The 26,325-nt window shown below is 72.3% G+C and carries 21 protein-coding genes and 2 tRNA genes; 19 read left to right on the forward strand and 4 right to left on the reverse strand.

Annotated features, from left to right (window positions below):
- The first annotated feature begins 29 nt into the window (after positions 1-29).
- The 4 genes from proB to AB0M29_RS24570 all read left to right on the forward strand — a co-directional run bounded on the left by proB (position 30) and on the right by AB0M29_RS24570 (position 3,628).
- Entirely contained in the window at positions 30-1,130 is a 1,101-nt protein-coding gene (gene proB, locus AB0M29_RS24555; RefSeq protein ID WP_365386172.1) for a glutamate 5-kinase, read from the forward strand.
- Positions 1,131-1,279: 149 nt separating this feature from the next.
- Positions 1,280-1,720 carry a hypothetical protein gene (locus AB0M29_RS24560; protein ID WP_365386020.1) on the forward strand — a complete coding sequence of 147 codons (441 nt, stop codon included), beginning with the start codon at positions 1,280-1,282 and terminating at the stop codon, positions 1,718-1,720.
- 61 nt (positions 1,721-1,781) lie between these two features.
- Complete coding sequence (locus AB0M29_RS24565; RefSeq protein ID WP_365386022.1) at positions 1,782-3,086, forward strand: glutamate-5-semialdehyde dehydrogenase; 1,305 nt, start codon at positions 1,782-1,784, stop codon at positions 3,084-3,086.
- A gap of 110 nt (positions 3,087-3,196) precedes the next feature.
- Complete coding sequence (locus AB0M29_RS24570) at positions 3,197-3,628, forward strand: hypothetical protein (RefSeq protein WP_365386023.1); 432 nt, start codon at positions 3,197-3,199, stop codon at positions 3,626-3,628.
- A 1,200-nt stretch (positions 3,629-4,828) separates the two neighbouring features.
- On the opposite strand, the gene AB0M29_RS24575 is transcribed toward AB0M29_RS24570, so the two are convergent.
- Entirely contained in the window at positions 4,829-5,989 is a 1,161-nt protein-coding gene (locus tag AB0M29_RS24575; RefSeq protein WP_365386024.1) for a M48 family metallopeptidase, read from the reverse strand.
- Between the two features lie 145 nt (positions 5,990-6,134).
- Between AB0M29_RS24575 and AB0M29_RS24580 the strand changes: the two genes are divergently transcribed.
- The 6 genes from AB0M29_RS24580 to AB0M29_RS24605 all read left to right on the forward strand — a co-directional run bounded on the left by AB0M29_RS24580 (position 6,135) and on the right by AB0M29_RS24605 (position 10,181).
- Positions 6,135-6,287 carry a hypothetical protein gene (locus AB0M29_RS24580; RefSeq protein WP_365386026.1) on the forward strand — a complete coding sequence of 51 codons (153 nt, stop codon included), beginning with the start codon at positions 6,135-6,137 and terminating at the stop codon, positions 6,285-6,287.
- Positions 6,288-6,296: 9 nt separating this feature from the next.
- A complete protein-coding gene (gene nadD / locus AB0M29_RS24585; RefSeq protein WP_365386028.1) occupies positions 6,297-6,899 on the forward strand; it encodes a nicotinate-nucleotide adenylyltransferase in 603 nt (200 codons plus the stop codon).
- A gap of 31 nt (positions 6,900-6,930) precedes the next feature.
- Positions 6,931-8,814: an LCP family protein gene (locus tag AB0M29_RS24590; protein ID WP_365386030.1), complete on the forward strand. Its 1,884-nt coding sequence runs from the start codon at positions 6,931-6,933 to the stop codon at positions 8,812-8,814.
- 134 nt (positions 8,815-8,948) lie between these two features.
- Entirely contained in the window at positions 8,949-9,386 is a 438-nt protein-coding gene (gene rsfS / locus AB0M29_RS24595; protein ID WP_365386033.1) for a ribosome silencing factor, read from the forward strand.
- Entirely contained in the window at positions 9,383-10,036 is a 654-nt protein-coding gene (locus AB0M29_RS24600) for a histidine phosphatase family protein (RefSeq protein ID WP_365386174.1), read from the forward strand. Before rsfS ends, AB0M29_RS24600 begins: the two co-directional genes overlap by 4 nt.
- A gap of 72 nt (positions 10,037-10,108) precedes the next feature.
- Positions 10,109-10,181, forward strand: a tRNA-Ala gene (locus tag AB0M29_RS24605).
- A gap of 189 nt (positions 10,182-10,370) precedes the next feature.
- Here AB0M29_RS24605 and AB0M29_RS24610 read toward each other — a convergent pair.
- Positions 10,371-11,321, reverse strand: coding sequence for a helix-turn-helix transcriptional regulator (locus AB0M29_RS24610; protein ID WP_365386035.1), 951 nt, complete (start codon positions 11,319-11,321; stop codon positions 10,371-10,373).
- Between the two features lie 243 nt (positions 11,322-11,564).
- On the opposite strand from AB0M29_RS24610, the gene AB0M29_RS24615 reads away from it, so the two are divergent.
- Positions 11,565-12,932: an MFS transporter gene (locus AB0M29_RS24615; protein WP_365386176.1), complete on the forward strand. Its 1,368-nt coding sequence runs from the start codon at positions 11,565-11,567 to the stop codon at positions 12,930-12,932.
- Positions 12,933-12,978: 46 nt separating this feature from the next.
- On the opposite strand, the gene AB0M29_RS24620 is transcribed toward AB0M29_RS24615, so the two are convergent.
- Positions 12,979-14,049 carry an alkene reductase gene (locus AB0M29_RS24620; protein ID WP_365386038.1) on the reverse strand — a complete coding sequence of 357 codons (1,071 nt, stop codon included), beginning with the start codon at positions 14,047-14,049 and terminating at the stop codon, positions 12,979-12,981.
- A gap of 242 nt (positions 14,050-14,291) precedes the next feature.
- Here AB0M29_RS24620 and AB0M29_RS24625 point away from each other — a divergent pair.
- The 3 genes from AB0M29_RS24625 (at position 14,292) to AB0M29_RS24635 (ending at position 17,837) form a co-directional block, all read left to right on the forward strand.
- A tRNA-Ala gene (locus tag AB0M29_RS24625) sits at positions 14,292-14,364 on the forward strand.
- Between the two features lie 167 nt (positions 14,365-14,531).
- Positions 14,532-15,539 carry a WYL domain-containing protein gene (locus AB0M29_RS24630; RefSeq protein ID WP_365386041.1) on the forward strand — a complete coding sequence of 336 codons (1,008 nt, stop codon included), beginning with the start codon at positions 14,532-14,534 and terminating at the stop codon, positions 15,537-15,539.
- 336 nt (positions 15,540-15,875) lie between these two features.
- The gene (locus AB0M29_RS24635; protein ID WP_365386043.1) at positions 15,876-17,837 is read left to right on the forward strand and encodes a S53 family peptidase; all 1,962 of its coding nucleotides are present in this window, start codon (positions 15,876-15,878) and stop codon (positions 17,835-17,837) included.
- On the opposite strand, the gene AB0M29_RS24640 is transcribed toward AB0M29_RS24635, so the two are convergent.
- Positions 17,834-17,968: a hypothetical protein gene (locus tag AB0M29_RS24640; RefSeq protein WP_365386045.1), complete on the reverse strand. Its 135-nt coding sequence runs from the start codon at positions 17,966-17,968 to the stop codon at positions 17,834-17,836. The two genes, AB0M29_RS24635 and AB0M29_RS24640, sit on opposite strands and share 4 nt — an antisense overlap.
- 155 nt (positions 17,969-18,123) lie before the next feature.
- Here AB0M29_RS24640 and leuS point away from each other — a divergent pair, with 155 nt between their 5' ends.
- The 5 genes from leuS (at position 18,124) to AB0M29_RS24665 (ending at position 26,312) form a co-directional block, all read left to right on the forward strand.
- Positions 18,124-21,006: a leucine--tRNA ligase gene (gene leuS / locus AB0M29_RS24645; RefSeq protein WP_365386046.1), complete on the forward strand. Its 2,883-nt coding sequence runs from the start codon at positions 18,124-18,126 to the stop codon at positions 21,004-21,006.
- Positions 21,007-21,154: 148 nt separating this feature from the next.
- Positions 21,155-21,754: a hypothetical protein gene (locus AB0M29_RS24650; protein ID WP_365386047.1), complete on the forward strand. Its 600-nt coding sequence runs from the start codon at positions 21,155-21,157 to the stop codon at positions 21,752-21,754.
- A gap of 157 nt (positions 21,755-21,911) precedes the next feature.
- A complete protein-coding gene (locus AB0M29_RS24655; RefSeq protein WP_365386049.1) occupies positions 21,912-22,757 on the forward strand; it encodes a DegV family protein in 846 nt (281 codons plus the stop codon).
- A gap of 121 nt (positions 22,758-22,878) precedes the next feature.
- Positions 22,879-23,688, forward strand: a complete 810-nt coding sequence (locus tag AB0M29_RS24660) for a helix-hairpin-helix domain-containing protein (RefSeq protein WP_365386051.1) — start codon at positions 22,879-22,881, stop codon at positions 23,686-23,688.
- 140 nt (positions 23,689-23,828) lie between these two features.
- Complete coding sequence (locus AB0M29_RS24665) at positions 23,829-26,312, forward strand: ComEC/Rec2 family competence protein (RefSeq protein ID WP_365386053.1); 2,484 nt, start codon at positions 23,829-23,831, stop codon at positions 26,310-26,312.
- Positions 26,313-26,325: the final 13 nt, after the last annotated feature.

Consider the following 26,325-nt stretch of genomic DNA (forward strand, 5'->3'; position numbering starts at 1 on the left):
CGTACGTGGACGCGGCGGCACGGCAGGACGTGGTGGAGGCCCGCAGGGTCGTGGTCAAGGTCGGCTCGTCGTCGCTGACGACGGCCGCCGGAGGGCTGGACGCCGACCGGGTCGACGCACTCGTCGACGTCCTGGCCAAGGCACGCGAGAGCCGCGAGGTCGTGCTGGTCTCCTCCGGCGCGATCGCCGCCGGGCTCGCCCCCCTCGGGCTGGCCAGGCGGCCCCGCGACCTGGCCAGGCAGCAGGCCGCCGCCAGCGTCGGCCAGGGCCTGCTGGTCGCCCGGTACACCGCGTCCTTCGCCCGCTACGGCATCCGGGTCGGCCAGGTGCTGCTCACCTCGGACGACGTCAGCCGCCGCGCCCACTACCGCAACGCCTTCCGCACCCTCGACCAGCTGCTGGCGATGGGCGCGCTGCCGGTCGTCAACGAGAACGACACGGTCGCCACCGACGAGATCCGCTTCGGGGACAACGACCGGCTGGCCGCGCTCGTCGCCCACCTGGTCCGCGCCGACCTGCTGGTCCTCCTCTCCGACGTGGACGGGCTCTACGACGGCGACCCGCGCACCCCCGGCACCTCCCGGATCGCCGAGGTGACCGGCCCGGCCGACCTGGAAGGCGTCAGCATCGGCAGCGCGGGCCGGGCCGGCGTCGGCACCGGCGGCATGGTCACCAAGGTGGAGGCCGCCGCGATCGCCACCGGCGCGGGCGTCCCCGTCGTCCTCACCTCCGCCGTGCACGCCGCCGACGCGCTCGCCGGACGCCCCACCGGCACCCACTTCCACCGCACCGGCAAGCGCAGCGCCGACCGGCTGCTGTGGCTGGCCCACGCCTCCACCCCGCGCGGTGCCCTGCGGCTCGACGCGGGCGCGGTGCGGGCCGTCACCGAGCGGCACAGCTCGCTGCTGCCCGCCGGGGTCACCGGTGTCGACGGCGACTTCATCGCCGGCGACCCCGTGGACCTGCTCGACGAGTCCGGCCACGCGATCGCCCGCGGCCTGGTCAACTTCGACGCCCGCGAGCTGCCCCGGCTGCTCGGCCGCTCCACCCGCGAACTCGCCGCGGAACTGGGCCCCGCCTACGAACGTGAGGTCGTCCACCGGGACGACCTCGTACTTCTGCGCCCCTGACGCCCGTGCCGCCTTGCCCTCCTGGGGGGCTTCTTGGGGAAAACGCCCCCGCCGTCCGCCCGAGCCTGGTCAACTTTGATGCGGAGGAGTCGTCAGCACCGACGGGTGCGGACGGTGCTCGCGGAACGCGACCCACAGGGAGGCCGCCGGTGAGACGAGGGCGCCCAGGGCAGTTGCCCCGGGGTACGGCGGAACGCACGCTGGTCAGCGTCGACAGCACCACCCAGCGGCAGCCGGAGGAGCGTACGGCCTCCCGGCTGTGGCATGTGACGCTCAGCGTCTCGGGACCGGAGGCACCGCTCCCCGAGGTCAGACGCGGCCTCGAACAGCTCGCCCACGACCACCCCTTCCTGCTCACCAGCCGCTACGCCACCGACCACGCGGAGATCCGCTACTGGGAGGAGGCCCGCGACCTGCACGACGCCGCCGCGATAGCCCTGCGCCTGTGGGGCGAGCACCGCTCCACCGCGGGCCTGCCGCCCTGGGAGACGGTCGGCCTCGAGGTCATCGACCGCGCCACCTACCACCAGCGCGTGGCCGAGGGCTACGGCCCGGCCCCCGCGGCCCCGGTCGGCGTACACCCGTTCTAGGACCCGTTCTAGGGCCAGAAGCGGATTTCAACCGGCCCCGGGTACCCCGTACCCTTTCCGCATGACGCGTCAGGACCCGCCCTCGCTCCCCTCGCCGCTGCCCCGGTCGCCGGTGCTTCTCGCCGCGTACCGCGCGCGGGCCGCCGCCGCGGACCTGGCCCCGCTGCCGCGCGCGGTGAAGGACGACGCGCTGCTGGCCATCGCGGACGCGTTGATAGTGCGCACCCAGGAGATCGTCGCGGCCAACGCAGAGGACGTGGCGCGGGCCCGCGCCGCCGGGACCAGTGACACCGTCGTGGACCGCCTCACCCTCACCCGCGAGCGGGTGGCGGCCATCGCCGCCGACGTCCGGCACGTGGCGGGGCTGCCCGACCCGGTCGGCGAGGTGCTGCGCGGCTCGACGCTGCCCAACGGCCTCGAACTGCGCCAGGTCCGCGTCCCGCTGGGCGTGGTCGGCATCATCTACGAGGCGCGCCCCAACGTCACCGTGGACGCCGCCGCGCTCTGCCTGAAATCGGGCAACGCGGTGCTGCTGCGCGGCTCGTCCTCGGCCTACGCCTCCAACACCGCCCTGGTCACCGTGATCCGCGACGCCGTGGGCGGCGCGGGGCTGCCCGCCGACGCCGTCCAGCTCGTGCCCGGCGAGGGCCGCGAGTCGGTCACCGAGCTGATGCGGGCCCGCGGCATGGTCGACGTCCTCATCCCGCGCGGCGGCGCCTCGCTGATCCGCACCGTGGTGGAGGGTTCGACCGTTCCGGTGATCGAGACCGGCACCGGCAACTGCCATGTCTACGTGGACGCCGCCGCGGACATCCCGATGGCGGTCGAGGTGCTGGTCAACTCCAAGGCACAGCGCCCCAGCGTCTGCAACTCGGCCGAGACCGTACTGGTCCACCGCGACATCGCCGACCGCTTCCTGCCGCTCGCCCTCGACGCCCTCGCCGAGGCCGGGGTCACCGTGCACGGCGACACCACGGTCGTCGCGTTCGCCGAGAGCACCGGCAGCAAGGCGACGGTGGTGCCCGCCACCGCCGAGGACTGGGAGACCGAGTACCTGTCGTACGACATCGCCGCGGGCGTGGTGGACTCCCTCGACGCGGCCGTGGCGCACATCCGGCTGTGGTCCTCCGGGCACACCGAGGCCATCGTCACCACCTCCCAGGCCGCCGCCCGCCGCTTCACCCAGCGAGTGGACGCCGCGGCGGTGATGGTGAACGCCTCGACCCGCTTCACCGACGGCGGCCAGTTCGGTTTCGGCGCCGAGATCGGCATCTCCACCCAGAAACTGCACGCCCGCGGCCCCATGGGACTGCCGGAGCTGACGTCGACCAAGTACGTGGTGACCGGCGACGGCCATATCCGCTGACCTCGCAGCTCAGCCTGTCCGCCGTACGGCCCACAACCACTCCACAGATAGCCCACAGACAGTCCGGATTCCCCTGCCCAAACGGCCAACTTCCGCATTACTCTGGACAGATGCCGGACGATGACGAGTTCGCCTCCGTAGTCCTCGACGAAGAATTCGTACGGTCTGCTCTGTTCCATGAGCCGTCGGCCAGGGAACGGATGCTTGCCGTCGCCGAAGGTCCCGCGCTACCGCCCGGCTGGCCCGGGCGGCGTAGAACCGGTGAGTCCGCCACCGTCCCCGAACTGGAGGACGGGCCGGACGCCCTGGAGACCGACGAGCTGTACGCGGCCGGGCGGCCGTACCGCGGGAGCAGTACCCGCTGGCAGCGGCCGGTGGCGTGGGCACTCGCCGTGGTGATGGGCATCGGGGTGGTCGCTCTGACGTTCGCCGCGGTCTACCGCGCGGGCCCCAGCAGGCAGCCCACGGTCCCGCCGCCGTCCACCGGCAGCCCGGTCGGCTCACAGAGCATGCCGCCGGTCGCCACGAGCCCGCTTCCCTGAATCGGGTCATAAGTTGACCGGTACCGGGGCGGCTGTCAGGGCGCCCAGAGACTTAACCTTGTGATATGAGCGGGCCTGGAGACCCTCCCGAAGGCACGCCCGACGGCGGCCCCGGAGGCGGTGAGGACGAGTACCGATCCGTCGTCTTCGACGAGTCGTTCGTCAGGGCTGCCCGCATCCAGGAGTACTCCGCCCGTGAGCGCCTGGACGGGGCCGCCCGGGCGGTCCGGATCCGCCATGTGCTGCCCCGCGGGCTGGCCCGGCAGGCGGTGGCCCTGGTGCTGCTGATCGTGGTGGCCTTCGGCTTCGCCATCTACATGGGCGTACGGCACCCGTACCAGGGCGGCGGGACGGGGGAGAGCGAGCAGCTCAAGTCCACCGTGATCCCGCTGGTGCCGACCGGGACGGTACCCGCCGTGTCCGCCTCGTCACCCTTCGCGGGCGCCCGCGCCGCGACCTTCCAGGTCGGCGCCCGGGGCATCACCCTGCCGGAACCGCACCAGGTCGGCGGCTTCTCGCAGACCGAGGTCTCGGACGCCTACGACGCGGCGAAGAAGTACCTGACCGAGTCCGGGCTCAACCCGCAGACCGTCACCGGCGGCGATGTACGGGCCGTCCGCGGTCTGCTCGACCCCGGGCAGCGCGGCCAGTTCGACAGCAGCCTGACCCATCCGGCGGCCGACGGCAGCCATGAGGCGACCGGCTGGCTGGTGCGCTTCGACCCCGAGGCCCATGTGCGGCTGCTGCCCGGCGGCATCCGGGTGCAGGGCACCCTGGAGGCCAGTGCGACCAGCGACGACGCGCTGGAGATCGCCGCCGACCACACCTTCGTCTACGCACTGCGCGGGCCCGGCGCGGCCGACAGCCCGGTGTCGCTGTTCACGGTGCGCCGCCAGCTCACCTTCCGCTTCAGCCACGACGACCTGCAACAGCAGCGCATCGACCTCGTACAGGCCGATGTGGCCGCGGGGCCGCTGGCCTGCTCGGCGGCCGTCCAGCGCGACTTCAAGCCGATACTGGCCGGGGACTCGGCGCCCGGCGCGGTCACCGGCGCCGACCCGTACAACCACGACCACCCGGTCGGCGCGGTGTGCGCCCCCCTGACGGACTCCGCCACCGGCGCGAGCCGCACCCCGGTGACGCCCACCTCGACGGCGTCGGCGCCCGGTGCCACGACAGGCACCGGCTCCAACGGCGGCGCTAGCTCTTCGGCGGCTGATCGGACGGCGGCTCTGAGTCCTTCGACGGACCCGACGCGTCTCGGGACGCACCCTCTCCGTCTCCCGCCTTGGCACTCCCCGCGCCCCCCGAGCCGTTCCCTGTGAAGCGGTCGAACAGCTTGCCGCCGATGTCGCCCGCGCCACCGGAGATGTCGCGGATCAGGCCCATCAGCGGGTCCTTGCTCTGCTTCACCGAATCGGCGTAGTGGTTCGCCGACTGCTTGAAGGAGTCGTAGACCGAGGTGTCCTTGTCCTCGCTGCGCCGCGGGTAGTGACCGTCCATCAGGCGCTGGTAGTCCCGGCTCGCCGCCCACTTGCGCAGCTCGGCGGCGCGCACCGTGGTGAAGGGGTGGGTACGCGGCAGCAGGTTGAGGATCTTCAGCACCGAGTCGCGCAGGTCGCCCGCGGCCTCGAACTCGTCGGCCTGCTTCAGGAACGCGTCCACGTTCATCTCGTGCAGGTGGTTGCCGCCCGCTATCTTCATCAGCCCGCGCATCGACGCCTGGAGGTCCTGGCCGACCAGCAGCCCGGCCCGGTCCGCGGACAGCTCCGACTTGCGGAACCACTCGCGCAGCGCGGTGACGATCGCCAGGATCGCCAGATTGCCCAGCGGGATCCAGGCCACCCGCAGCGCCAGGTTGGTGAGGAAGAGCAGTATCGTCCGGTACACCGAGTGGCCGGACAGCGCGTGGCCCACCTCGTGGCCGACGACCGCCCGCATCTCCTCCTCGTCGAGCAGCTCGACGAGTCCGGTGGTGACCACGATGATCGGCGCGTCCATGCCGATGCACATCGCGTTCGGCTGCGGGTCCTGCGTCACGTACATCGCCGGGACCTTCTCCAGGTCCAGGATGTAACAGGCGTCCCGCAGCATCGCGTTGAGGTGGGCGAACTGCTCGTCGCTCACCCGCACCGAGTCGGACAGGAACAGCAGCCGCAGGCTCCGCTCGGGCAGCAGCCCGCTGAGCGCCTTGAAGACGGTGTCGAAGCCGCTCAGCTTGCGCAGGGCGACCAGCGCGGAGCGGTCGGCCGGGTGCTCGTAGGCCCGCGAGGAGATGCCGGGGAAGCGCCGACGGTTGCGGCCGGGCAGATTCTCGTGCTTTCCCTGTGCCTCTTGTGCGTCCTGTGGTTCGTTCGGCACGGACATACTGGCCCAACCCCCTGATAGCCAACCGGTACATACTCTGGACGCGCGGAGCCTGCGCGAAGTTCCCCGGCGCCCGCCCGTACGATGTGCCCCAGAGTCTTGCCGCCCGTCCCCGACTTCGCAAAGGGTCCTGCTGATCATGACGCCCCTCGCAGCCTCCGCCCTGACCACTCTCGCCGAGGAGTCCGGCGGCGGGAACCACCAGAGCCTGAGCCCGTACCTGACCGGCTTCGGCGCGCTGGGCGCCCTGCTGCTCCTGCTGTGGCTCGTCACGCGCTTCAACCGGGACTAGGGTCTGTCCATGGCCGCCGCGAAGCAGCGCATCGGTGTGATGGGCGGTACGTTCGACCCCATCCACCACGGGCACCTGGTGGCCGCGAGCGAGGTGGCGTCGCTCTTCCACCTGGACGAGGTGGTGTTCGTGCCGACGGGGCAGCCCTGGCAGAAGAGCGACCGCCAGGTCTCCGCCGCCGAGGACCGTTACCTGATGACGGTCATCGCCACCGCGTCCAACCCGCAGTTCTCGGTCAGCCGCAGCGACATCGACCGTGCGGGCAAGACGTACACCATCGACACCCTGCGTGACCTGCGTGCGGAGCACCCGGCGGCGGATCTGTTCTTCATCACGGGTGCCGACGCGCTGTCGCAGATCTTCTCCTGGCGGGACGCCGAGGAGCTGTTCTCGCTGGCGCATTTCATCGGGGTGACCCGTCCCGGGCATACGCTGTCGGACCCGGGCTTCCCCGAAGGCGGGGTGTCGCTGGTGGAGGTCCCGGCGCTGGCGATCTCGTCGACGGACTGCCGCCAGCGGGTGGCCAAGGGGGATCCGGTCTGGTACTTGGTTCCGGACGGTGTGGTGCGCTACATCGACAAACGCGCGCTGTACCGGGACGCGACCGGGTAGCGGCGCAACGAAACATGTGAAGGGGTTCCTCGTGAACGACGCAAACCCCCGCAGGCACTATGCCGACGGTGGTCCAGAGCACGAGACGGACCCTTACGCGCGAGATCCCTACTACCAGCAGCAGCAGTACGGTTACGACCCGTACGCACCACAGGCCCCCCAGCAGCCTCCGCCCCCGCAGAACCAGGGCCAGGGCCAGGCGCAGGGCCAGCAGGAGTGGATCCCGCAGCAACAGCAGCAGCCGTACTACCAGGACCCCTCGCAGACGTACGGCGGCCAGCAGGGGCACCCGGGCCACCAGGGCCAGCAGCAGGGCCCGCCGCCCGGCCAGCAGGGCTGGATCCCGCAGCAGTCCCAGCAGCCGTACTACCAGCAGCCGCAGTCGCCGCAGGGCTACGACACCGGTCAGCAGCCCGTGTACGACACCGGCCAGCACGCGGTCTACGACACCGGGCAGCACCAGGTGTACGAGACGGGCCAGCAGCCGGTCTACGACACGGGGCAGCACGCGGTCTACGAGACGGGCCAGCAGCCCGTGTACGACACGGGGCAGCACGCGGTCTACGACACCGGGCAGCACCAGGTGTACGAGACCGGGCAGCAGCAGGCTGTGCGCGAGGAGGCGGCGGCGCCGCCGCCGCGGCAGCCCGGGACGGGTTACCAGACCGAGCAGTTCGCCTTCATCGACGAGGACTCCGAGGAGTCCGACGAGGTCATCGACTGGCTGAAGTTCTCCGAGTCGCGCACCGAGCGCCGCGAGGAGGCCAAGCGCCGCGGCAAGAACCGCAAGGTGGGACTGATCCTGCTGGTGGTCCTCGCGGTGCTGGGCAGCGCCGGCTACCTGTACCAGGCGGGGAAGATCCCCGGCCTGGGCGGCGCCAAGGGCACGGCCGCCTCGGGCGGCGGCGCGCAGAAGCGCGATGTCATCGTGGTCCACCTCATTCCGGTGAACGGCGGTGCCAGCGCCACCGCGCTGCTGGTCGACAACGAGTCCTCCGGCCGCGGCACCACGGTGCTGCTGCCCAACTCCCTCCAGGTCAGCACCGACGACGGCACCTCGACCACCCTGGACAAGGCCGTCACCGACGGCGTCGGCCCCACCAGGGACGGGCTCAACACGCTGCTCGGCTCCGACATCAAGGGAAGCTGGCGGCTGGACACCCCGTATCTGGAGCTGCTCGTCGACTCCCTCGGCGATGTCTTCGTCGACACCGACACCGCGGTGAAGGGCACCGGCAAGGACAGCGGCAGGACGCTGGTGCAGCAGGGCAAGCAGCAGGAGCTGACCGGCCAGGCGGCTGTGGCGTACGCCACCTACCGCGGGCCCGGCGAGCCGCAGACCAAGCAGCTCAGCCGGTTCGGGCAGGTCATGCAGGCGGTGCTCAAGAAGATGCCGAGCGACGCCACGTCCGCCACCAAGACCATCCAGTCGCTGGCCCAGATCCTCGACCCGTCGCTGACCGACAAGCAGCTCGGCGCGTCGCTGGCGGGGCTGGCCGAGCTGGCCAAGACCGGCGCGTACGACACGGCGATGCTCCCGGTGCAGCCGGACGGCATGCTCAGCGCCCAGGCCACCGACAGCGTCGTCAAGGACGTGCTCGGCGGCACGGTGAAGGCGCCCAGCGGCACCACCCAGGCACGCGTGCTGATCAAGAACGCGACCGGCCTCCCGAAGGCCGGCCCCCAGGCGCAGGCCGCGATCGTCAACGGCGGCACGTACACCTATGTGCCGGGCGGCACGGCCGGCTCGCAGCCCACCTCCGAGATCGTCTACGGCGACCCGGCCAGGCTGGCGGCGGCCAAGGACGTCGCCCAGACGCTGGGGCTGCCGGCCACGGCGGTCAAGAAGGGCACGGTGCCGTCGAACGCCGACATCACGGTGGTGCTGGGCAAGGACTACAAGCCGAGCTCATAGCGGCCCCGCGTAGCGGCGCCGAGCTCATAGCGGCCCCGCGTAGCGGCCGCGAGGCCACGCGGAAAACGGGTCGGGGGCTGTCAGAGGGTCGTGAGACCCTTGAGTGACAAGCCTCCGACCCGAAAGCCGCTTCTGTGACCGCCACTGACCGTTCCATCGAGCTGACCCGCACCGCCGCCCAGGCGGCCGCCGACAAGCTCGCGCACGACATCATCGCCTACGACGTCAGCGACGTCCTCTCCATCACCGACACCTTCCTGGTGGCCTCGGCGCCCAACGACCGGCAGGTCAAGTCCATCGTGGACGGCATCGAGGAGACCCTGCTCAAGGAGCTGGACGCCAAGCCGGTACGGCGCGAGGGCGAGCGGGACGGCCGCTGGGTGCTGCTCGACTACATCGACATCGTGGTGCATGTGCAGCACTCCGAGGAGCGGGTCTTCTACGCCCTGGAGCGGCTGTGGAAGGACTGCCCCGAGATCCCGCTGCCCGAGGACGCGGTGGCCACCCGGGGCAAGGGCGCCGAGCACGCCGCGGCGCGCGCGGCGGCGGAGGACGAAGGAGACCTGAGCTGAACGGGCACAGGAGCGGCCGTGGCCGCAGGATCGTGCTGTGGCGGCACGGTCAGACCGCGTGGAACCTGGAGCAGCGCTTCCAGGGCAACACCGACATCGAGCTGACCGACGAGGGCCTGGCCCAGGCCCGCCGCGCCGCCCGCCTGCTGGCCGCGCTGCAGCCGGACGCGATCATCGCGTCCGACCTGCGGCGCGCCGCAGCGACCGCCGCGGAGCTGGCCGCCCTGACCCGGCTCGAGGTCACGCACTACGAGGCGCTGCGCGAGACCTACGCGGGCGCCTGGCAGGGCCTGACCCACACGGAGATCGTCGAGCGGTACGGCGAGCAGTACGCCGCCTGGAAGCGCGGCGAGCCCGTGCGGCGCGGCGGCGGCGAGCTGGAGACCGAGGTCGCCGACCGTTCCGCGCCGGTGGTGCTGGCCGCCGCGGACAAGCTCGCCGACGGCGGCGTGCTGGTCGTGGTCAGCCACGGCGGCACCATCAGGACCACCATCGGCCGGCTGCTCGGCCTGGAGTCCACCAGCTGGGAGTCGCTCGGCGGCCTCTCGAACTGCTGCTGGTCCGTCCTCGGCGAGGGCGCCCGCGGCTGGCGGCTCCAGGAGCACAATGCGGGCACCCTGCCCGAACCGGTGCTCGGCGACGACACCTGAGCCGATTTCGTTTCCGGTGTGCTCACCGGCTATGCTTCTTCACGTCGCCGGGGCAACACTCCGGACCGACGCGGGGCTGTAGCTCAGTTGGTAGAGCGCTTGCATGGCATGCAAGAGGTCCGGGGTTCAATTCCCCGTAGCTCCACGAAGGCGATAGGCGAGGTGTGTCCGCGGAACGCGCGGACCGTCTCGCCTTTGTCGTTTCTGCTCGGGCTCCGCCCTCGCGTTGGCGGGGGCTTCGCCACCCGCACCCCCGTGGGGTCTTCCGGGGTGGACGCAGGGGTGGGCGGGGGCGGGGGCGGTCGTAGCCCTGTGAGGTCTTCCGGGGTGGGGGTCAGGCTGTGGCCGGTTGGTCGGAGTCGGGGGTGAGGCGGACCGTTTTGGCGGCGGCGCGGTCGGCGAGGATCTCGGAGACGCGGCGGCCGTGGACCTCGCAGCCGACGATCGGGTCGTCCATCCCGAGCAGCCGCTCGATCTGCAGCCGGTCCTCGTCGGCGACGGGTGTGTAGACCACGATCCGGTGCTCGGCCATGCCGTCGATGCTCAGCGACATCGACGTGAGGTGGATGATGCCCACGGAGGCGTGCCGGATGATCTTCACCCGGCGTCCGGCCGGGGCGACGTCGCCGCTCGCCCAGAGCTGGGCGAACAGCGGGCTCTTCTTGATCATCAGCTCGATGAAGGACTCCCAGGCGTGCTCGCCGACGTGGCGGCCGTACGCCCGGCGCAGTTGCGCCACCATCCACGGCATCTCCTCGTCGCCGTTGACGAAGGTCGAGCAGCACTCCGGGGTGGTGAACAGCCGGTAGAGCACATTGCGTTCCGGCCGCTCGACCAGGGTGGTCAGCGGCCACAGCGCGCGGTACGTCTCGTTCGACGCCTGCACGTCGTAGCGGGAGTTGAAGACCACGGCGGGCAGCGGGTCGAGGGAGTGCAGGATGCCCAGCACCTCCTTGCCGACGACCTCCTCGTCGGAGCCCGGTTCGCGCACGAAGGGGATGCCCGCCAGCCGGTAGAGGTGCTCGCGCTCGGTGGTGTCGAGCTGGAGGACCCGGGCCACCGCGTCGAGCACCTGGACGCTGGCGTTGATCGGGCGGCCCTGCTCCAGCCACGTGTACCAGGTGACGCCGACCCCGGCGAGCTGGGCGACCTCCTCGCGGCGCAGCCCCGGCGTGCGGCGGCGGAAGCCCGGCGGCATCCCGACGTCCTCCGGGCTGATCCGGGCGCGGCGGCTGCGGAGGTATCCGGCGAGTTCCGTACGGCGCTGGGCGTGCGGCTGGGGCATACCGCCCATCCTGCCCGTGGCCCGGCGCCCGTGCCAGGTGCCAGCAGTACCAGGATCACGGGACTCTCGTTACGGGTACCGAGGCGGCGTCACGCTTTTTCCATGACCGAATCCTCGCTGACCAGCGCGCCCGTCACCACCACCGCCACCATCGCCCGGCCCGGCGCCGCCACCGCCCATGGATCCACCGGAAGCCCTCGAAGAGCGGGGCCACGGCAGCGCCCGGGGCTGCTGCTGGCGATCATCCTGACCGGCCAGTTCATGGCCCTGCTGGACGTCTTCATCGTCAATGTCGCCGCCCCGACCATCCGCACCGACCTGCACGCCTCCGGCGCCGGGCTGCAACTGGTCATCGCCGGATACAGCATCGCCTACGCGGTGCTGCTGATCACCGGCGCGCGCCTCGGCCATCTGCTGGGCCACCGGCGGCTGTTCCTCGTGGGACTGGCCGTCTTCACCGTCTCCTCGCTGGCTTGCGGCCTCGCCCAGAACACCGGCGAGCTGATCGGCTTCCGCTTCGCCCAGGGCACCGGTTCGGCGCTGATGATCCCGCAGGTGCTGAGCCTGCTGCAGATCACGTTCACCGGTGAGGCGCGGACCCGGGCGATGAGCGTGTACTCGGCGGTGATCGCCTCCGGCGCCGCCCTCGGCCAGTCGCTGGGCGGCGTGCTCGTCAGCGCGGACCTGTTCGGCACCGGCTGGCGGCCGGTGTTCCTGGTCAACGTGCCGATCGGCCTGGTGATGCTGGTGGTGGCGCCGCGCGTGCTGCCGCGTGACGCCGAAGCCGCCCCCGGCCCGCGGCGCGGTCTCGACCTGCCGGGCCTGGTGGTGCTGGCCGCCGCGGTGACGCTGCTCACGGTGCCGCTGGTGCTGGGGCAGGAGGAGGGCTGGCCGGTGTGGGGCTGGTTCTGCCTGTCCTCGAGCGTGCTGCTGTTCGGGGTGTTCATGGCGCTGGAGTCGCGGCTCGCGCGGCGCGGCGGCGCCCCGCTGGTGTCCACCCGGGTACTGCTGGCGCCGGGCATGCTGCGGGCGGTCACGGTGATCGTGCTGACGATGGCCGTCAACGCCGGTTTCCTGTTCTCCATCGCCCTGCACCTCCAGTCGGGCCTGGGCTTCAGCGCGCTGCGTACGGGGCTGACCTTCGCCACCTGCGCGGTCACCTTCGGTACGGTCGGCCTCACCTGGCGGCGGCTGCCGGAGTCCTGGCGGCCGCGGCTGGCCCCGGCCGGACTGGTGCTGTCCGCGCTCTCCTTCGCGGGCCTCGGGCTGGCACTGCGCGACGGCGGGCACGGCGGCGCCGCCCTGTACATCACGCTGCTGACCCTGGGTGCGGGCCTCGGCCTCGCGTTCAGCCCCACCTTCACCCTGGCGCTGGCCGACGTGGCCCCGCGGGACGCCGCCGACGCCAGCGGCCTGCTGGCCACCGTCACCCAACTCGGCCAGCTCCTGGGCGTCGCCACCCTGGGCACGCTCTTCCTCAACCGCCTGGCCCTGCCGGGCGGCCACCCCTCGGCCCACGCCTACGCGGTGACCTCCGTCGCCCTGACGGCGGTCTGCGCGGTGGCCGCGGTGGTCGCGTTCAGCGGGCGGCGCCGCACGGCACGCCGCTAGGGCGGCTGGGGCGGCTAGTGAGGCCGGGGCGGCCAGGGCGCGTCCGCTAGGCGTCGAGCGCCGGGTAGTCGGTGTAGCCGCGCTCGCCGCCGCCGTAGAAGGTGGCCCGGTCAGGGGTGTTGAACGGGCCACCCGCGCGCAGCCTGCGCGGCAGGTCGGGGTTGGCCAGGAAGAGGCGGCCGTAGGAGACCATGTCCGCGGTGCCGTCCTCGATCAGGGCCAGCTCCTCGGGGCCCGAAGGGCGTTCCTCGGTACGGGCGTTGAGCACGAAGGTGCCGGAGAAGTGCTTGCGCAGCTCCAGGGTGAGCGCCCGGTCGCCGGTCTCCACCATGTGCAGATAGGCGGGCGCCACCGGCTCCAGCGCCCGGAGCAGCGCCAGATACGTCGCCTCCGGCTCGGGCTCGCTCAGGTCGCCGAGGGGGTTGCCGGGGGAGATCCGCAGCCCGGTGCGGTGCGCGCCGATCGCGTCGGCGACGGCGCTGACGAGGGCGACGGCGAAGCGCGTCCTGGCCTCGTCCGACCCGCCCCACGCATCGGTGCGGACGTTCGCGTTGGGCGCGAGGAACTGGTGCGCGAGGTAGCCGTTCGCCGCGTGCACCTCGACGCCGTCGAACCCCGCGGCGATCGCGTTGCGGGCGGCGGTGACGTGGTCCTCGACGGTCCGGCGTATGCCCTCCTCGGTCAGCGCCTCCGGGACGACGAACTCCCGCGGCCCCTCCCGCGTGTAGACCGTGCCCCGGGCCGCCACCGGTGAGGCGCCGACCGGCACCAGACCGTCCGGCAGCAGCGACGGGTGACCGATCCGGCCGGTGTGCATCAGCTGCGCGAAGATCCGGCCCCCGGCCGCGTGCACCGCGTCCGTCACCCGCCGCCAGGCCGCGACCTGCTCGCCGCTGTGCAGCCCGGGGGTGTCCGGGTAGCCCTGGCCGACCGGCGAGGGCTGGGTCCCCTCGGTGATGATCAGTCCGGCCGACGCGCGCTGCGCGTAGTACGTGACGGCCGCGTCGGTGGGGCTCGCGCCCGGGCCGTACGCCCGGCTCCGGGTCATCGGAGCCATGACGATCCGGTTGGCCAGCCGGACGCCGGACAGGTCGATCGGGTCGAACGCGGTGGTCAAGGCGGTCTCCAGGCTCGTGATCCGGCACGTCGGGCAGGCAGCCGGGAGCCACCGTAACCCCGTGACGGCCCCCGGATTGTTGAGGCCGCGTGAACTCTGCGACGGCCCGTGGGGACCCGTCGCCCGCGCCCCGGAATCCCGAGGTCACAGCCGCCCGCCCGCCCGTAATCGGGTTGGCGGACGGCCCCGGAACCCGTGTAATGTGTGCCGAGTCGCCGGGCCGCAGAGCCCGACCGGCACGCGGGGCTGTAGCTCAGTTGGTAGAGCGCTTGCATGGCATGCAAGAGGTCCGGGGTTCAATTCCCCGTAGCTCCACGAAGGCGATAGGCGAGGTGTGTCCGCGAAACGCGCGGACCGTCTCGCCTTCGTCGTTTCTGCTCGGGCTCCGCCCTCGCGTTGGCGGGGGCTTCGCCACCCGCACCCCCGTGGGGTCTTCCGGGGTGGACGCAGGGGTGGGCGGGGGCGCGGGCACAATCGGGGGCATGCGTGCGAGTCGACTTCTGTCCGTCCTGCTGCTGCTCCAGGCCCGGGGGCGGATGACGGCTCAGCAGCTCGCGGACGAGCTGGAGGTCTCGGTCCGTACGGTGTACCGGGATGTGGAGGCGCTGCACGCGGCGGGGGTGCCGCTGTACGGGGACGCGGGGCACGACGGGGGATACCGGCTGCTCGACGGGTACCGGACGCGGCTGACCGGGCTGACGGGGGACGAGGCGGACTCGCTGTTCCTGGCCGGGCTGCCGGGGCCCGCGGCGGACCTGGGGCTCGGCGCGGTGCTGACGGCGGCGCAGCTGAAGCTGTCGGCCGCGCTGCCCGAGGGGCTGCGGGAGCGGGCCGACCGGGTGCGGCACGCGTTCCACCTCGACCCGACGGGCTGGTACCGGGACGCGGACGAGACGCCGTATCTGACGGCGGTGGCCGGCGCGGTGTGGGACAGCCGGCGGGTGCAGGTGCGCTACCGGCGCTGGGCCGCGCCCAAAGAGGTGACGCGGACGCTCGACCCGTACGGCGTCGTGCTCAAAGCGGGCCTTTGGTACATGGTGGCCGCGGCCGACGGCGATCCGGCCCGGCTGCGCACCTACCGGGTGGCGCAGATCCTCGATCTCGCCGTGCTCGACGAGGTGTTCGAGCGGCCCCAGGACTTCGACCTGGCCGCGCACTGGGAGGCGTATCTGTCGTCGTACGACGAGCGGCGGATCCGGCTCTCGGCCGAAGTGCGGTTCTCGCCACGGGCGGTGGAGCGGCTGCCCGATGTCCTGGGTGCGGCTTTCGCCAGGAGTGTCGCGGATGCCGTTCCTGGGCCCGATGGGTGGGTGTCGGCCGATCTGCCCGTGGAGTCCACGCGGCAGGCCGCCGCACTGCTGCTCCCGCTCGGCGCGGACGCCGAGGTGGTCGGACCGCCGGAACTGCGGGCCGAGTTGGCGGCCACCGCGGCGGCGATGGCGGCGCTCTACCAGGGGGAGTCGGCGGGTCCGGCGGCGGGTCTGACGTAACCGCGCCACCGTCCGCATTACCAGGGTGCGGACCGCCATCTCGCTGCTACCGTCTACGCGTTCGCCGGTTACCGGAGGAAACCCTTCCGGTGACGGCCGTGGCCGGTCGTCCGGCGGCGACGCCAAAGGGCCGATCGCGCGGGGGAGTTGACACCCCGGCGAGCGCCTGCATCGTTCCGGGAAACGCACGCCTCACACGGTTCCTTGACCTGCTCTTGGTGAAACCATGTCCCTGGCATGAACTGATCAGCGAAAGAGTGTCGCTCTGCGGTGCTAGCCGTACGGATACCGGCGACACCGCACTTCGCGACAACTCGCTTCGCATGTGGGGGTTTCATGAGATTTGAGCGCAAAAGAACGCGCGCGGGACTGGTGGCTGCCGCAGCGCTGCCCCTGGTCGCCGGCGCGCTCGCGCTTGGCACCCAGTCCGCCACGGCCGACCAGCCGAGCGGACGTCAGCTTCTGTCCGGCACGAAGCCGCTGTGGGCCACCGCCCAGGCGGACAAGGGCGCGACCGCGGACTCGAGCAAGGTGTCCGTGCGTGTGTACCTCGCCGGAAAGGACGCCAAGGGCCTCGCGGCCTACGCGGCGTCTGTCTCCAACCCGAACTCGGCGAGCTACGGCCACTACCTGACCGCGGCCCAGGCCAAGTCCCGCTTCGGCGCGACCAAGGCCCAGATAGCCGAGGTCACCAACTGGCTGAAGTCCGCGGGCCTGAAGGTGACCGGCACCTCCCAGCACTACGTCACCGTCACCGGTGACGTGGCCGCCGCGGAGAAGGCGTTCGGCGTCCAGCTGCACAACTACACCAAGGGCGGCAAGACCTACCACGCCCCGGCGAGCACGGCGTCCGCGCCCGCCTCGCTCAAGGGTGCGGTGCTCACCGTCACCGGCCTGGACAACGCTCCCAAGAAGTCCAGCCACGACGACACCCTGCCGCCGCCGGACGCGGTCTTCAAGAACGCCGGGCCGTTCTCCACGTACTTCGGCTCGAAGACCAACCACAGCCTGCCGAACGCGTACGGCGTCAAGGCGCCCTACGCGATCAAGGGCTACACCGGTCAGCAGCTCCGTGCCGCCTACGGTGCGGGCAAGTACACCGGCAAGGGCGTGACGGTGGCGATCACCGACGCGTACGCCTCCCCGTACATCGCCCAGGACGCGGCGCAGTACGCCAAGGCGAACGGTGACAAGCCGTACAAGAAGGGCCAGTTCTCCCAGGTCCTGCCGAGCGAATTCACCAACACCGAAGAGTGCGGTGCCGCCGGCTGGTACGGCGAGGAGACGCTCGACGTCGAGGCCGTGCACGCGGTCGCGCCGGACGCGAACATCACGTACGTCGGTGGCGCGTCCTGCTTCGACAACGACCTGCTCGACTCCCTGAACAAGGTCGTCGACGGTCACCTGGCCGACATCGTCTCCAACTCGTGGGGCGACATCGAGGCCAACGAGACCCCGGACGTGGCCGCGGCCTACGACCAGGTCTTCCAGCAGGGTGCTGTCGAGGGCATCGGCTTCTACTTCTCCTCCGGTGACAACGGCGACAACGTCGCGACCTCCGGTACGAAGCAGGCCGACACCCCCGGAAACTCCCCGTGGGCGACCTCCGTCGGCGGTACCTCGCTGGCGGTCGGCAAGCACGACAAGTACAAGTGGGAGACCGGCTGGGGCACCGAGAAGGCCGTCCTCTCCGAGGACGGCAAGACCTGGACCGGGTTCCCCGGCCCGTTCACCTCGGGCGCCGGCGGCGGCACCAGCAAGCTGTACGACCAGCCGTTCTACCAGCGCGGCATCGTGCCGGACTCGCTGGCGCTGGCCAACGGCGGCACCACCAAGCAGCGTGTCGAGCCTGACATCGCCGCGGTCGCCGACCCGAACACCGGCTTCCTGGTGGGCCAGACCCAGACGTTCCCCGACGGGTCGCTGCAGTACAGCGAGTACCGGATCGGCGGCACCTCGCTCGCCGCGCCGGTGATCGCCGGTGTCCAGGCGCTGTCGCAGCAGGCCCGCAAGGGCATCGCGATCGGCTTCGCCAACCCGCTGATCTACAGCAAGTACGGCACGTCCGCGTACCACGACGTGACGGACAACCCGCTGGGTGCGGGCCGTGACCTCGCGGTCGTGCGCGTCGACTTCAAGAACGCCTTCGACGCCACGGACGGCACCATCACGTCCCTGCGCAGCCTCGGCAAGGACGCGTCGCTGCACGCCACGGTCGGCTACGACGACGTCACCGGCGTCGGTACCCCCGGTACCGACTACGTGACCTCGTACCTGCCGCCGAAGCACCGCCACTAGCGCTTGTCGCCGGTGCGGAAGCAGCCGCGGTAGTAGCCGCGGAAACAGTAGGCACAGCGGTACGGCGGGGCCCGTACCGGGGAGCGATCCTCGGTGCGGGCCCCGTCCCCGCTGCGGTAACCTGATGCCATGCGAGCTGTGAGCCTCCTGCTTAGCGAGCCGCGCTGACCACGAAGGACGTCAGTGCGGCACCCCTCCTGCGCGAGGGGCTTTTTTGTTTCCGCAGGCAGAGGGCAGCAGGCTTCCGGGCCGCAGCCGTCACGACATCGATGGAGTACCGAGGACGATGAGCGAGATCACCCCGGCCGCCGAGACGGCTGCGCCCCACCGCTACACCGCCGAGCTGGCCGCGGACATCGAGGCCCGCTGGCAGGACTTCTGGGACGCCCAGGGCACCTTCGCCGCGCCCAACCCGAGCGGTGACCTGGCCGGCGACCCGGAGCTGGCCGCCCGCCCCAAGAAGTTCATCATGGACATGTTCCCGTACCCCTCGGGTGCGGGACTGCACGTCGGCCACCCGCTGGGCTACATCGCCACCGACGTCTACGCCCGCTTCGAGCGGATGAACGGCCACAACGTGCTGCACACCCTGGGCTTCGACGCCTTCGGTCTGCCCGCGGAGCAGCACGCGGTCGCCACCGGCACCCACCCCCGGGTGTCCACCGAGGCGGCCATGGAGAACATGAAGGCGCAGCTGCGCCGGCTGGGCCTGGGCCACGACAAGCGGCGCTCCTTCGCCACGATCGACCCGGAGTACTACCGCTGGACCCAGTGGATCTTCCTGCAGATCTTCAACTCCTGGTACGACCAGGAGGCCGCCTGCGCCCGTCCCATCGCCGAGCTGGAGGCCCGCTTCGCCGCCGGTGACCGGCCGACGCCTGACGGCCGCCCCTGGGACGAGCTGAGCCCCGCCGAGCGCGCCGACGTCCTGGGCGAGTACCGGCTGGCGTACACCTCCGACGCGCCGGTCAACTGGTGCCCGGGCCTGGGCACCGTGCTGGCCAACGAGGAGGTCACCGCCGAGGGCCGCTCCGAGCGCGGCAACTTCCCCGTCTTCAAGGCCAAGCTGCGCCAGTGGAACATGCGCATCACCGCCTACGCCGACCGGCTGCTGGACGACCTGGACGCGCTGGACTGGCCCGAGGCGATCAAGCTGCAGCAGCGCAACTGGATCGGGCGCAGCGAAGGCGCCCGGGTGGACTTCGCGGTGCACGACGCGTCGGGTGCGGGCGCCGAGCACGCCGTGACCGTCTTCACCACGCGCCAGGACACGCTGTTCGGCGCCACCTATATGGTGCTGGCTCCCGAGCACGACCTGGTCGACCCGATCGTGCCCGCGGCCTGGCCCGAGGGCACCCACCAGGTGTGGACCGGCGGCCACGCCACCCCCGCCGAGGCCGTCGCCGCGTACCGCAAGTTCGCCGCGTCCAAGTCCGACGTGGAGCGGCAGGCCGACGCCAAGGAGAAAACCGGCGTCTTCACCGGCGCCTACGCCGTAAACCCGGTCAGCGGCGAAAACGTGCCGGTGTTCATCGCCGACTACGTCCTGATGGGATACGGCACCGGCGCGATCATGGCCGTGCCCGCGCACGACTCCCGCGACTTCGCCTTCGCCCGCGCCTTCGAGCTGCCGATCCGCTGCGTCGTGCAGCCCACCGACGGCCGCGGCACCGACCCCGCCGAGTGGGACGACGCCTTCGTCTCGTACGACGCCACGCTGGTCAACTCCGCGCACGCCGACATCACCCTGGACGGGCTGGGCGTCGTCGAGGCCAAGGCCGTCATCACCGACTGGCTGAGCGAGCGCGGCATCGGCGAGGGCACCGTCAACTACCGGCTGCGCGACTGGCTGTTCAGCCGCCAGCGCTACTGGGGCGAGCCCTTCCCGATCGTCTACGACGAGGACGGCGTGGTGCACGCGCTGCCCGACTCGATGCTGCCCGTCGAGCTGCCCGAGGTCGACGACTACAGCCCCCGTACCTTCGCCCCCGACGACGCGGACACCTCCCCGGAGACGCCGCTGTCCCGCAACGCCGACTGGGTGACCGTCGAGCTGGACCTGGGCGACGGACCGCGCACCTACCGGCGCGAGACCAACACCATGCCCAACTGGGCGGGTTCCTGCTGGTACGAACTGCGCTACCTGGACCCGCACAACAGCGAGCGGCTGGTCGACCCGGCCATCGAGCAGTACTGGATGGGCCCGCGCGAGGGCCAGCCCGCGGGCGGTGTCGACCTGTACGTCGGCGGCGCCGAGCACGCGGTGCTGCACCTGCTGTACGCCCGTTTCTGGCACAAGGTGCTGCACGACCTGGGTCACATCGCGTCCTTCGAGCCGTTCCACCGGCTGTTCAACCAGGGCATGATCCAGGCGTTCGTCTACCGTGACGCCCGCGGCATCGCCGTACCCGCCGCCGAGGTCGAGGAACGGGACGGCGCCTATTACTACGGCGGCGAGAAGGTGTCGCGGCTGCTGGGCAAGATGGGCAAGTCCCTGAAGAACGCCGTCACCCCGGACGAGATCTGCGCCGAGTACGGCGCGGACACCCTGCGCCTGTACGAGATGGCGATGGGCCCGCTGGACGTCTCCCGGCCGTGGGACACCCGCGCCGTCGTCGGCCAGTACCGGCTGCTGCAGCGGCTGTGGCGCAACATCGTCGACGAGGCGACCGGTGCGGTCACCGTCACCGACGCCGAGCCCGACGAGGCGACGCTGCGCGCGCTGCACAAGGCGATCGACGGCGTCAGCGGCGACATGGCGGGCCTGCGCTTCAACACCGCCATCGCCAAGATCACCGAGCTGAACAACCACCTGACCAAGGCGGGCGGCGCCCTGCCGCGCACCGTCGCCGAGCCCCTGGTGCTGCTGGTCGCGCCGCTGGCCCCGCACGTCGCCGAGGAACTGTGGCACCGGCTGGGCCACACCGGCTCCCTGGTCCACGAGCCCTTCCCGGTCGCCGACCCCGCCCTGGTGCAGGACGAGGCCGTGATCTGCGTCGTCCAGATCAAGGGCAAGGTCAAGGCCCGCCTGGACGTGCCGCCGACCATCTCCGACGCCGACCTGGAGGCCCTGGCCCTGGCCGACCCGGCCGTCACCGCCGCACTGGACGGCGCCACCGTCCGCAAGGTGATCGTCAGGGCGCCGAAGCTGGTCAACATCGTGGTGTGAGGCGCCGCGTCCACGGGACGCGCAGGTCTCCCCTAGGGGCGGGCTAGGTGATTTTCCGGATCCCCCAGCCCGCCCCTGTTGGTTACGGTGGAGGGGGAGCCGTCGGAAGCTTCCGCCGTCTGTGCCGCCGACCCGGAGGAGACCGCCCGTGGACATCGCCGCCTTGGTCCTCCTGCTGCTCTTCCTCTCCTTCGTCACCCTGGGCGTGGTGGTCTCGGTACGCACCGTGCGCGCCGTCCGCCGCGGCGTGGCGCGAGGCAAGGTCCAGGCCCGCCGCGTCGTCGAGGACACCCAGCTCAAAGCCCGGCGCTACACCCTGCCGGGCCCCGCGGGCGAGCTGGCCCAACTCCGGCTCGACCTGCGCACCTCCATCGACAGCACCTTCCGCGCCCTCGACGACGGCCGCGCCGACGACCCCTCCCTCTCCGAGGCCGCCGCCCTCCTCGCCCGCCTCAACGACCACGCCCGCCTTCTCGACGGCGAACTCAAAATGCTCGAACGCGAACCCGACAGAACCCGCATTGCCCAGCGCCTCCCCCACCTCACCGAGCGCACCCACCGCATCACCCACTCCGCCGACTCCCTCCGCTGGGCCGCCCAGGACCGCGCCCGCCGCTTCGCCGACGACGACCTCGCCCACCTCAGCCACCAAATCGACATCGAATCCAGCGCCCTCCGCCACTGGACCCCCGATTCCCCTCCGGTAGCACCTCCAGCGACCCCGAAGCTGAGCCCTTCGGGCGAGTAGGGGACGGGGGTCCTTGCCGGGGCGCGCGATCTCGCCCGGGTGCGCGATTTCCCCCGGGTGATCAAATTCAAGCCCGTCCGGCGTTTGAGGACTAGCCCGGCCCGGCAATGAGGGCCCTGATTACCGCCCCGCCTTGCCCCCGGGTAACCTCCCCGTCATGCCCCCGCATGTCACCATCGTCACGGATTCCACGGCCTACCTGGGCCGGGCCGCACTCATCCGGCACAACATCGCCGTAGTGCCCCTCACCGTGGTGATCGGCGACGAATCGCTCGAGGAGGGCACCGAAGTCTCCGCCCCGGCCGTCGCCCGCGCCCTCCAACGGCGCCACCCGGTGACGACCTCCCGCCCCTCACCCGCCGAATTCGCCACGGCCTACGAGGCGGCAGCGGACGCGGGCGCCGAATCCATCGTCTCGCTGCACCTGTCCGCTGAGTTCTCCGGCACCTATGACGCGGCGCTGCTCGCCGCGAAGGACGCACCGGTGCCGGTACGCGTCGTCGACACCGGAATGGTCGCGATGGCCCTCGGCTTCACCGTCCTCGCGGCGGCCGAGACCGCGGAGGCGGGCGGCACCCCGGACGACGTCGTCGCCGCCGCCGAGAAGCGCGCCGCGGACACCTCCGCGTACTTCTACGTCGACACCCTCGACTACCTCCGCCGCGGCGGCCGGATCGGCACCGCCCAGGCCCTCTTCGGCTCCGCGCTCGCCGTCAAACCGCTGCTGCGGCTCGCCGACGGCCGGATCGAGCTGCTGGAGAAGGTGCGTACGTCCTCCAAAGCGATCTCCCGCCTGGAGGAGATCGTCGTGGAGCAGGCGGGCACCCGCCGCGTCGCCCTCGCCGTCCACCACCTCGCCGCCGCCGACCGGGCGAGCGCCCTCGCCGAGCGGCTGCGCGAGCGCGTACCCGGCCTCGACGAACTCGTCGTCAGCGAGGTGGGCGCGGTGATCGGCGCCCACGCCGGTCCCGGACTGCTCGGCGTCGTCCTCTCACCGCACTGAGGCCCGGCGAACGCCTGTCCATTCACCCTGCCGGGTGGCCGAGTTGTCCACAACCGGCGAGTAGTCCACAGAATCCGACCAAGATCATCTTTGCCGGGCGATCCGGTCCAGCATCGGGTCCATGAACTCCTTGGACTCCCTCCGCACCGTCGTCCACCCGCAGCGCAAGACGCCCCCGGACCCGGACGAGATCCGCGAGCGCGCGGCGGCACTCTTCGGCGGAACGCGACCGCCGCGCCCGGAATCGGTCCCTGACGCCCACCCGGGGCCGGTTCCGGACGCCCGTCCGGACGTCGGGCGCATCAGGCGCTTACGGACCTGGCTGTTCGTCCGCTGCGGCCTGGAGTTCAAGACGGTGGCCGCGCTGGCGGCGGTCCTGGTGATCGCGGGCGTGCTGGCCCTGCACCACTTCCTGGCGGGGCGACCCCGAACGGTCCAGGTGCCGCCGCCGCTGGCCGGACCGTCGCTGTTCGGGGCGGTGCGAGGTCAGGCGACGGCCACAGCCACGGCGAAACCACGGCTGACCGTCGACATCACGGGCAAGGTCGCCCGGCCGGGCCTCCGCAGGCTGCCCGCGGGCGCCCGGGTCGCGGACGCCCTCGCCGCGGCGGGCGGCACCCTCCCGGGCACGGACACCACCTCCCTCAACCTCGCCCGCCCCCTCGCCGACGGCGAACAACTCCTCGTCGGCGTCCCCCCACCCCTCGGCGCCCCCGCCCCACCCTCCCCAGCCCCCGGCACCCCCCTCAGCCTCAACTCCGCCACCGCCCCCCAACTCGACGCCCTCCCCGGCGTCGGCCCCGTCCTCGCCCAGCACATCCTCGACTTCCGCACCCAACACGGCACCTTCACCTCCACCCAGCAACTCCGCCAAGTCCCCGGCATCGGCGACCGCAAATTCACCACCCTCCAACCCCTGGTCCAGCCATGACCCGCCCTGGCGACCTGCGGTCAGCCGCGGCGGAGGGGTCCTCCGCGGGTGACGGGAGCGGCGCGGTCGACGTGGCCCGAGGGGTGCCGACCCGTGCCGAGGTGCCGCCTCGCCTCTCGCCGCCCCCGCCGCCTTCCCCGGTGCCGCATGGGGAAGAACAGGGCCGGGCGGCGGTGCACGCGGCGGCCCGGTCGCGGTTGGGGGCGGCGAATCCGCGGGTGGAGGGGCCGGCGGATCTGCGGTTGGTGGGGCCCGCGTTGGCGGTGTGGGCGGGGGCGGCGTTGGTGCCCGGGGTGTCGGCGGGTGTGGCGGTCGGGTGTGCCGGGGTGGCGGTGGTCGGGGCGGTGGTGGTCCTGGTGGCGTGGGGGAGGGCTGGGCTGGCGCTGGCTGTGGCGGCGGCGCTGCTGTGCGGGGCGGTCGGGGCCGCGGTGGCCGTGATGGGGGAGGCGGACCTGTACCGCGGGCCGGTGCCGGAGCTGGCCAGGCGGCGGGCGGTGGCCGAGGTGGAGCTGCGGGTGACGGCGGACCCGGTCGAGGCGGAGCCCCGGGTGCGTGGGGCGGCGCGCGCACCGCGGACCGCGGTGGTCAAAGGCGTGGCGCTGAACGTGACAGAGGAGCCGGGACGCAACGAGACCCGGATCCGCACCCCGGTGGTGCTGATGGCGGAGGGCGATGTGCGGCCCTGGCTGCGACTGCTCCCGTCGACGCGCATCGCCGTCACCGCCCGCTTCGCGCCGCCGGACCGCCCCGGCGACGACGTCGCCGCGGTGCTCAGCGCCCACGGCCCACCCCGCGTGATCGGCCCGCCCAGCGGTCCGCAACGCTTCGCCGCCGGGCTGCGCGCGGGCCTGCGCACGGCCGTGCGGTCACTGCCCGCCGATGCCCGAGCGCTGCTGCCCGGCCTGGTCGTGGGCGACACGTCAGCGCTGACCCCGGAGCTGAAGGACGCTTTCCGGGCCTGCGACCTCACCCATCTCACGGCCGTCTCGGGAGCCAACCTCACGCTGGTGCTGATCCTGCTGATCGGACCGCCGGGCCTGGCGATCAGATCGGAACGCCGCGGGGTGGCGGCCGCGTTGGGGCTGCCGCTGCGGTGGACGGCGCTGCTGGGCGCGGGGCTCACGCTGGCCTTCGTGCTGGTGTGCCGCCCCGGGGCGAGCGTGCTGCGCGCCGCCGCGTGCGGCCTGATCACGCTGCTGGCCATCGGCACGGGCCGCCGCCGCTCCCTGCTCCCGGCGCTCGCGGGCGCCGTCGTGCTGCTGGTGCTGTACGAGCCCGAACTCGCCCGTTCCTACGGCTTCGTGCTGTCGGTCCTCGCCACCGGCGCCCTGCTGACCCTGGCGCCGCGGTGGAGCGCGGCGCTGCGGGCCAAGGGGCTGCCACCGCGGCTGGCGGAGGCCCTGGCGGCGGCAGCGGCCGCACAGGCGCTCTGCGGGCCGGTGATCGTGCTGCTGTCGGCCCGGCTGAGCCTGGTCGCGGTGCCGTGCAATCTGCTGGCGGAACCGGCGGTGGGGGTGGCCACGATCCTCGGGTTCGCCGCACTGGCCGCGGCGCCCGTCGCGATGCCCGCGGCCCACGCCCTGGCCTGGGCGGCGGCGCTGCCGACGGAATGGATCGCCGCCGTGGCCCGCCGCGGCGCCGCACTCCCGGGCGCCGGGATCGCCTGGCCGGACAGTTGGCAGGGCGCGGCGCTGCTCGCGGTGCTCACCGCGGCCGTGGCGGCCTGTGCCCGCTGGCTGCTGCGCAAGCCGTGGCTCTGCGCGGCCTGCGCGCTTCTTCTGCTGCTCGCGCTGGTGAGACCGGTGCCGCTGCCCCGGTTCGTGGCGGGCTGGCCGCCGGACCACTGGCGGTTCGCGATGTGCGACGTCGGGCAGGGCGACGCGCTGGCGCTGTGGGCCGGGCCGGGCGCGGCCGTCGTGGTGGACGCGGGACCCGAACCCGCACTGGTCGACCGCTGCCTGCGCGACCTGCGCGTCACCGCCGTCCCGCTGCTGATCCTGACGCACTTCCACGCAGACCACGTCGACGGCCTGCCGGGAGTGCTGCGGGGCCGCGCGGTGGGCGCGATCGAGACCACGGTGCTGGACGCGCCGCCGGAACAGGCCGCGGGCGTGCGCCGGGAGGCGGCCGCCGCCGGGGTGCCCGAGGTCCGCGCGGCGGCGGGGGAGCGGCGCCGCCTCGGCCCGCTGGAGTGGCAGGTGCTGTGGCCGCCGCCGGCCGCCGCGGAGCTGCCCGACGACGGGCCGAATGACGCGAGCGTGGCGCTGCTGGTGCGCACCGGCGGGCTGACGCTGCTGCTGATGGGGGATCTGGAGCCGCCCGCGCAGCAGGAGTTGCTGGCCCGGCTGCCCGCCCTGCCCCGGGTGGATGTGCTGAAGGTGGCCCACCACGGCTCGGCGTTCCAGGACCCGGAGCTGTTCGCCCGGGTGCGGCCGCGGCTGGCGCTGATCTCGGTGGGCGCGGGCAATCCGTACGGCCACCCGGCGGCCCGTACGGTCGCGGCGCTGCGGGCACTGGGCGCCACCGTGCTGCGGACCGACACCGACGGCCCGATCGCGGTGACCGGGGACACCCCGGAGGAGCTGGGCACCACCGTGGGCGGACGTATAAAGAAAGGCTTGTAAAGAAACCCTTGTA

The organism is Streptomyces sp. NPDC051976 (assembly GCF_040680795.1).
Lineage (GTDB): Bacteria > Actinomycetota > Actinomycetes > Streptomycetales > Streptomycetaceae > Actinacidiphila.

Excerpts from the sequence above, each read along its gene's own strand:
- AB0M29_RS24565 (WP_365386022.1), top strand. The coding sequence starts at position 1,782 with ATGACGCGTCAGGACCCGCCCTCGCTCCCCTCGCCGCTGCCCCGGTCG.
- AB0M29_RS24570 (WP_365386023.1), top strand. The coding sequence starts at position 3,197 with ATGCCGGACGATGACGAGTTCGCCTCCGTAGTCCTCGACGAAGAATTC.
- AB0M29_RS24580 (WP_365386026.1), top strand. The coding sequence starts at position 6,135 with ATGACGCCCCTCGCAGCCTCCGCCCTGACCACTCTCGCCGAGGAGTCC.
- nadD (WP_365386028.1), top strand. The coding sequence starts at position 6,297 with ATGGCCGCCGCGAAGCAGCGCATCGGTGTGATGGGCGGTACGTTCGAC.
- AB0M29_RS24610 (WP_365386035.1), bottom strand. The coding sequence starts at position 11,321 with ATGCCCCAGCCGCACGCCCAGCGCCGTACGGAACTCGCCGGATACCTC.
- AB0M29_RS24630 (WP_365386041.1), top strand. The coding sequence starts at position 14,532 with ATGCGTGCGAGTCGACTTCTGTCCGTCCTGCTGCTGCTCCAGGCCCGG.
- AB0M29_RS24635 (WP_365386043.1), top strand. The coding sequence starts at position 15,876 with ATGAGATTTGAGCGCAAAAGAACGCGCGCGGGACTGGTGGCTGCCGCA.
- AB0M29_RS24640 (WP_365386045.1), bottom strand. The coding sequence starts at position 17,968 with ATGGCATCAGGTTACCGCAGCGGGGACGGGGCCCGCACCGAGGATCGC.
- leuS (WP_365386046.1), top strand. The coding sequence starts at position 18,124 with ATGAGCGAGATCACCCCGGCCGCCGAGACGGCTGCGCCCCACCGCTAC.
- AB0M29_RS24655 (WP_365386049.1), top strand. The coding sequence starts at position 21,912 with ATGCCCCCGCATGTCACCATCGTCACGGATTCCACGGCCTACCTGGGC.
- AB0M29_RS24660 (WP_365386051.1), top strand. The coding sequence starts at position 22,879 with ATGAACTCCTTGGACTCCCTCCGCACCGTCGTCCACCCGCAGCGCAAG.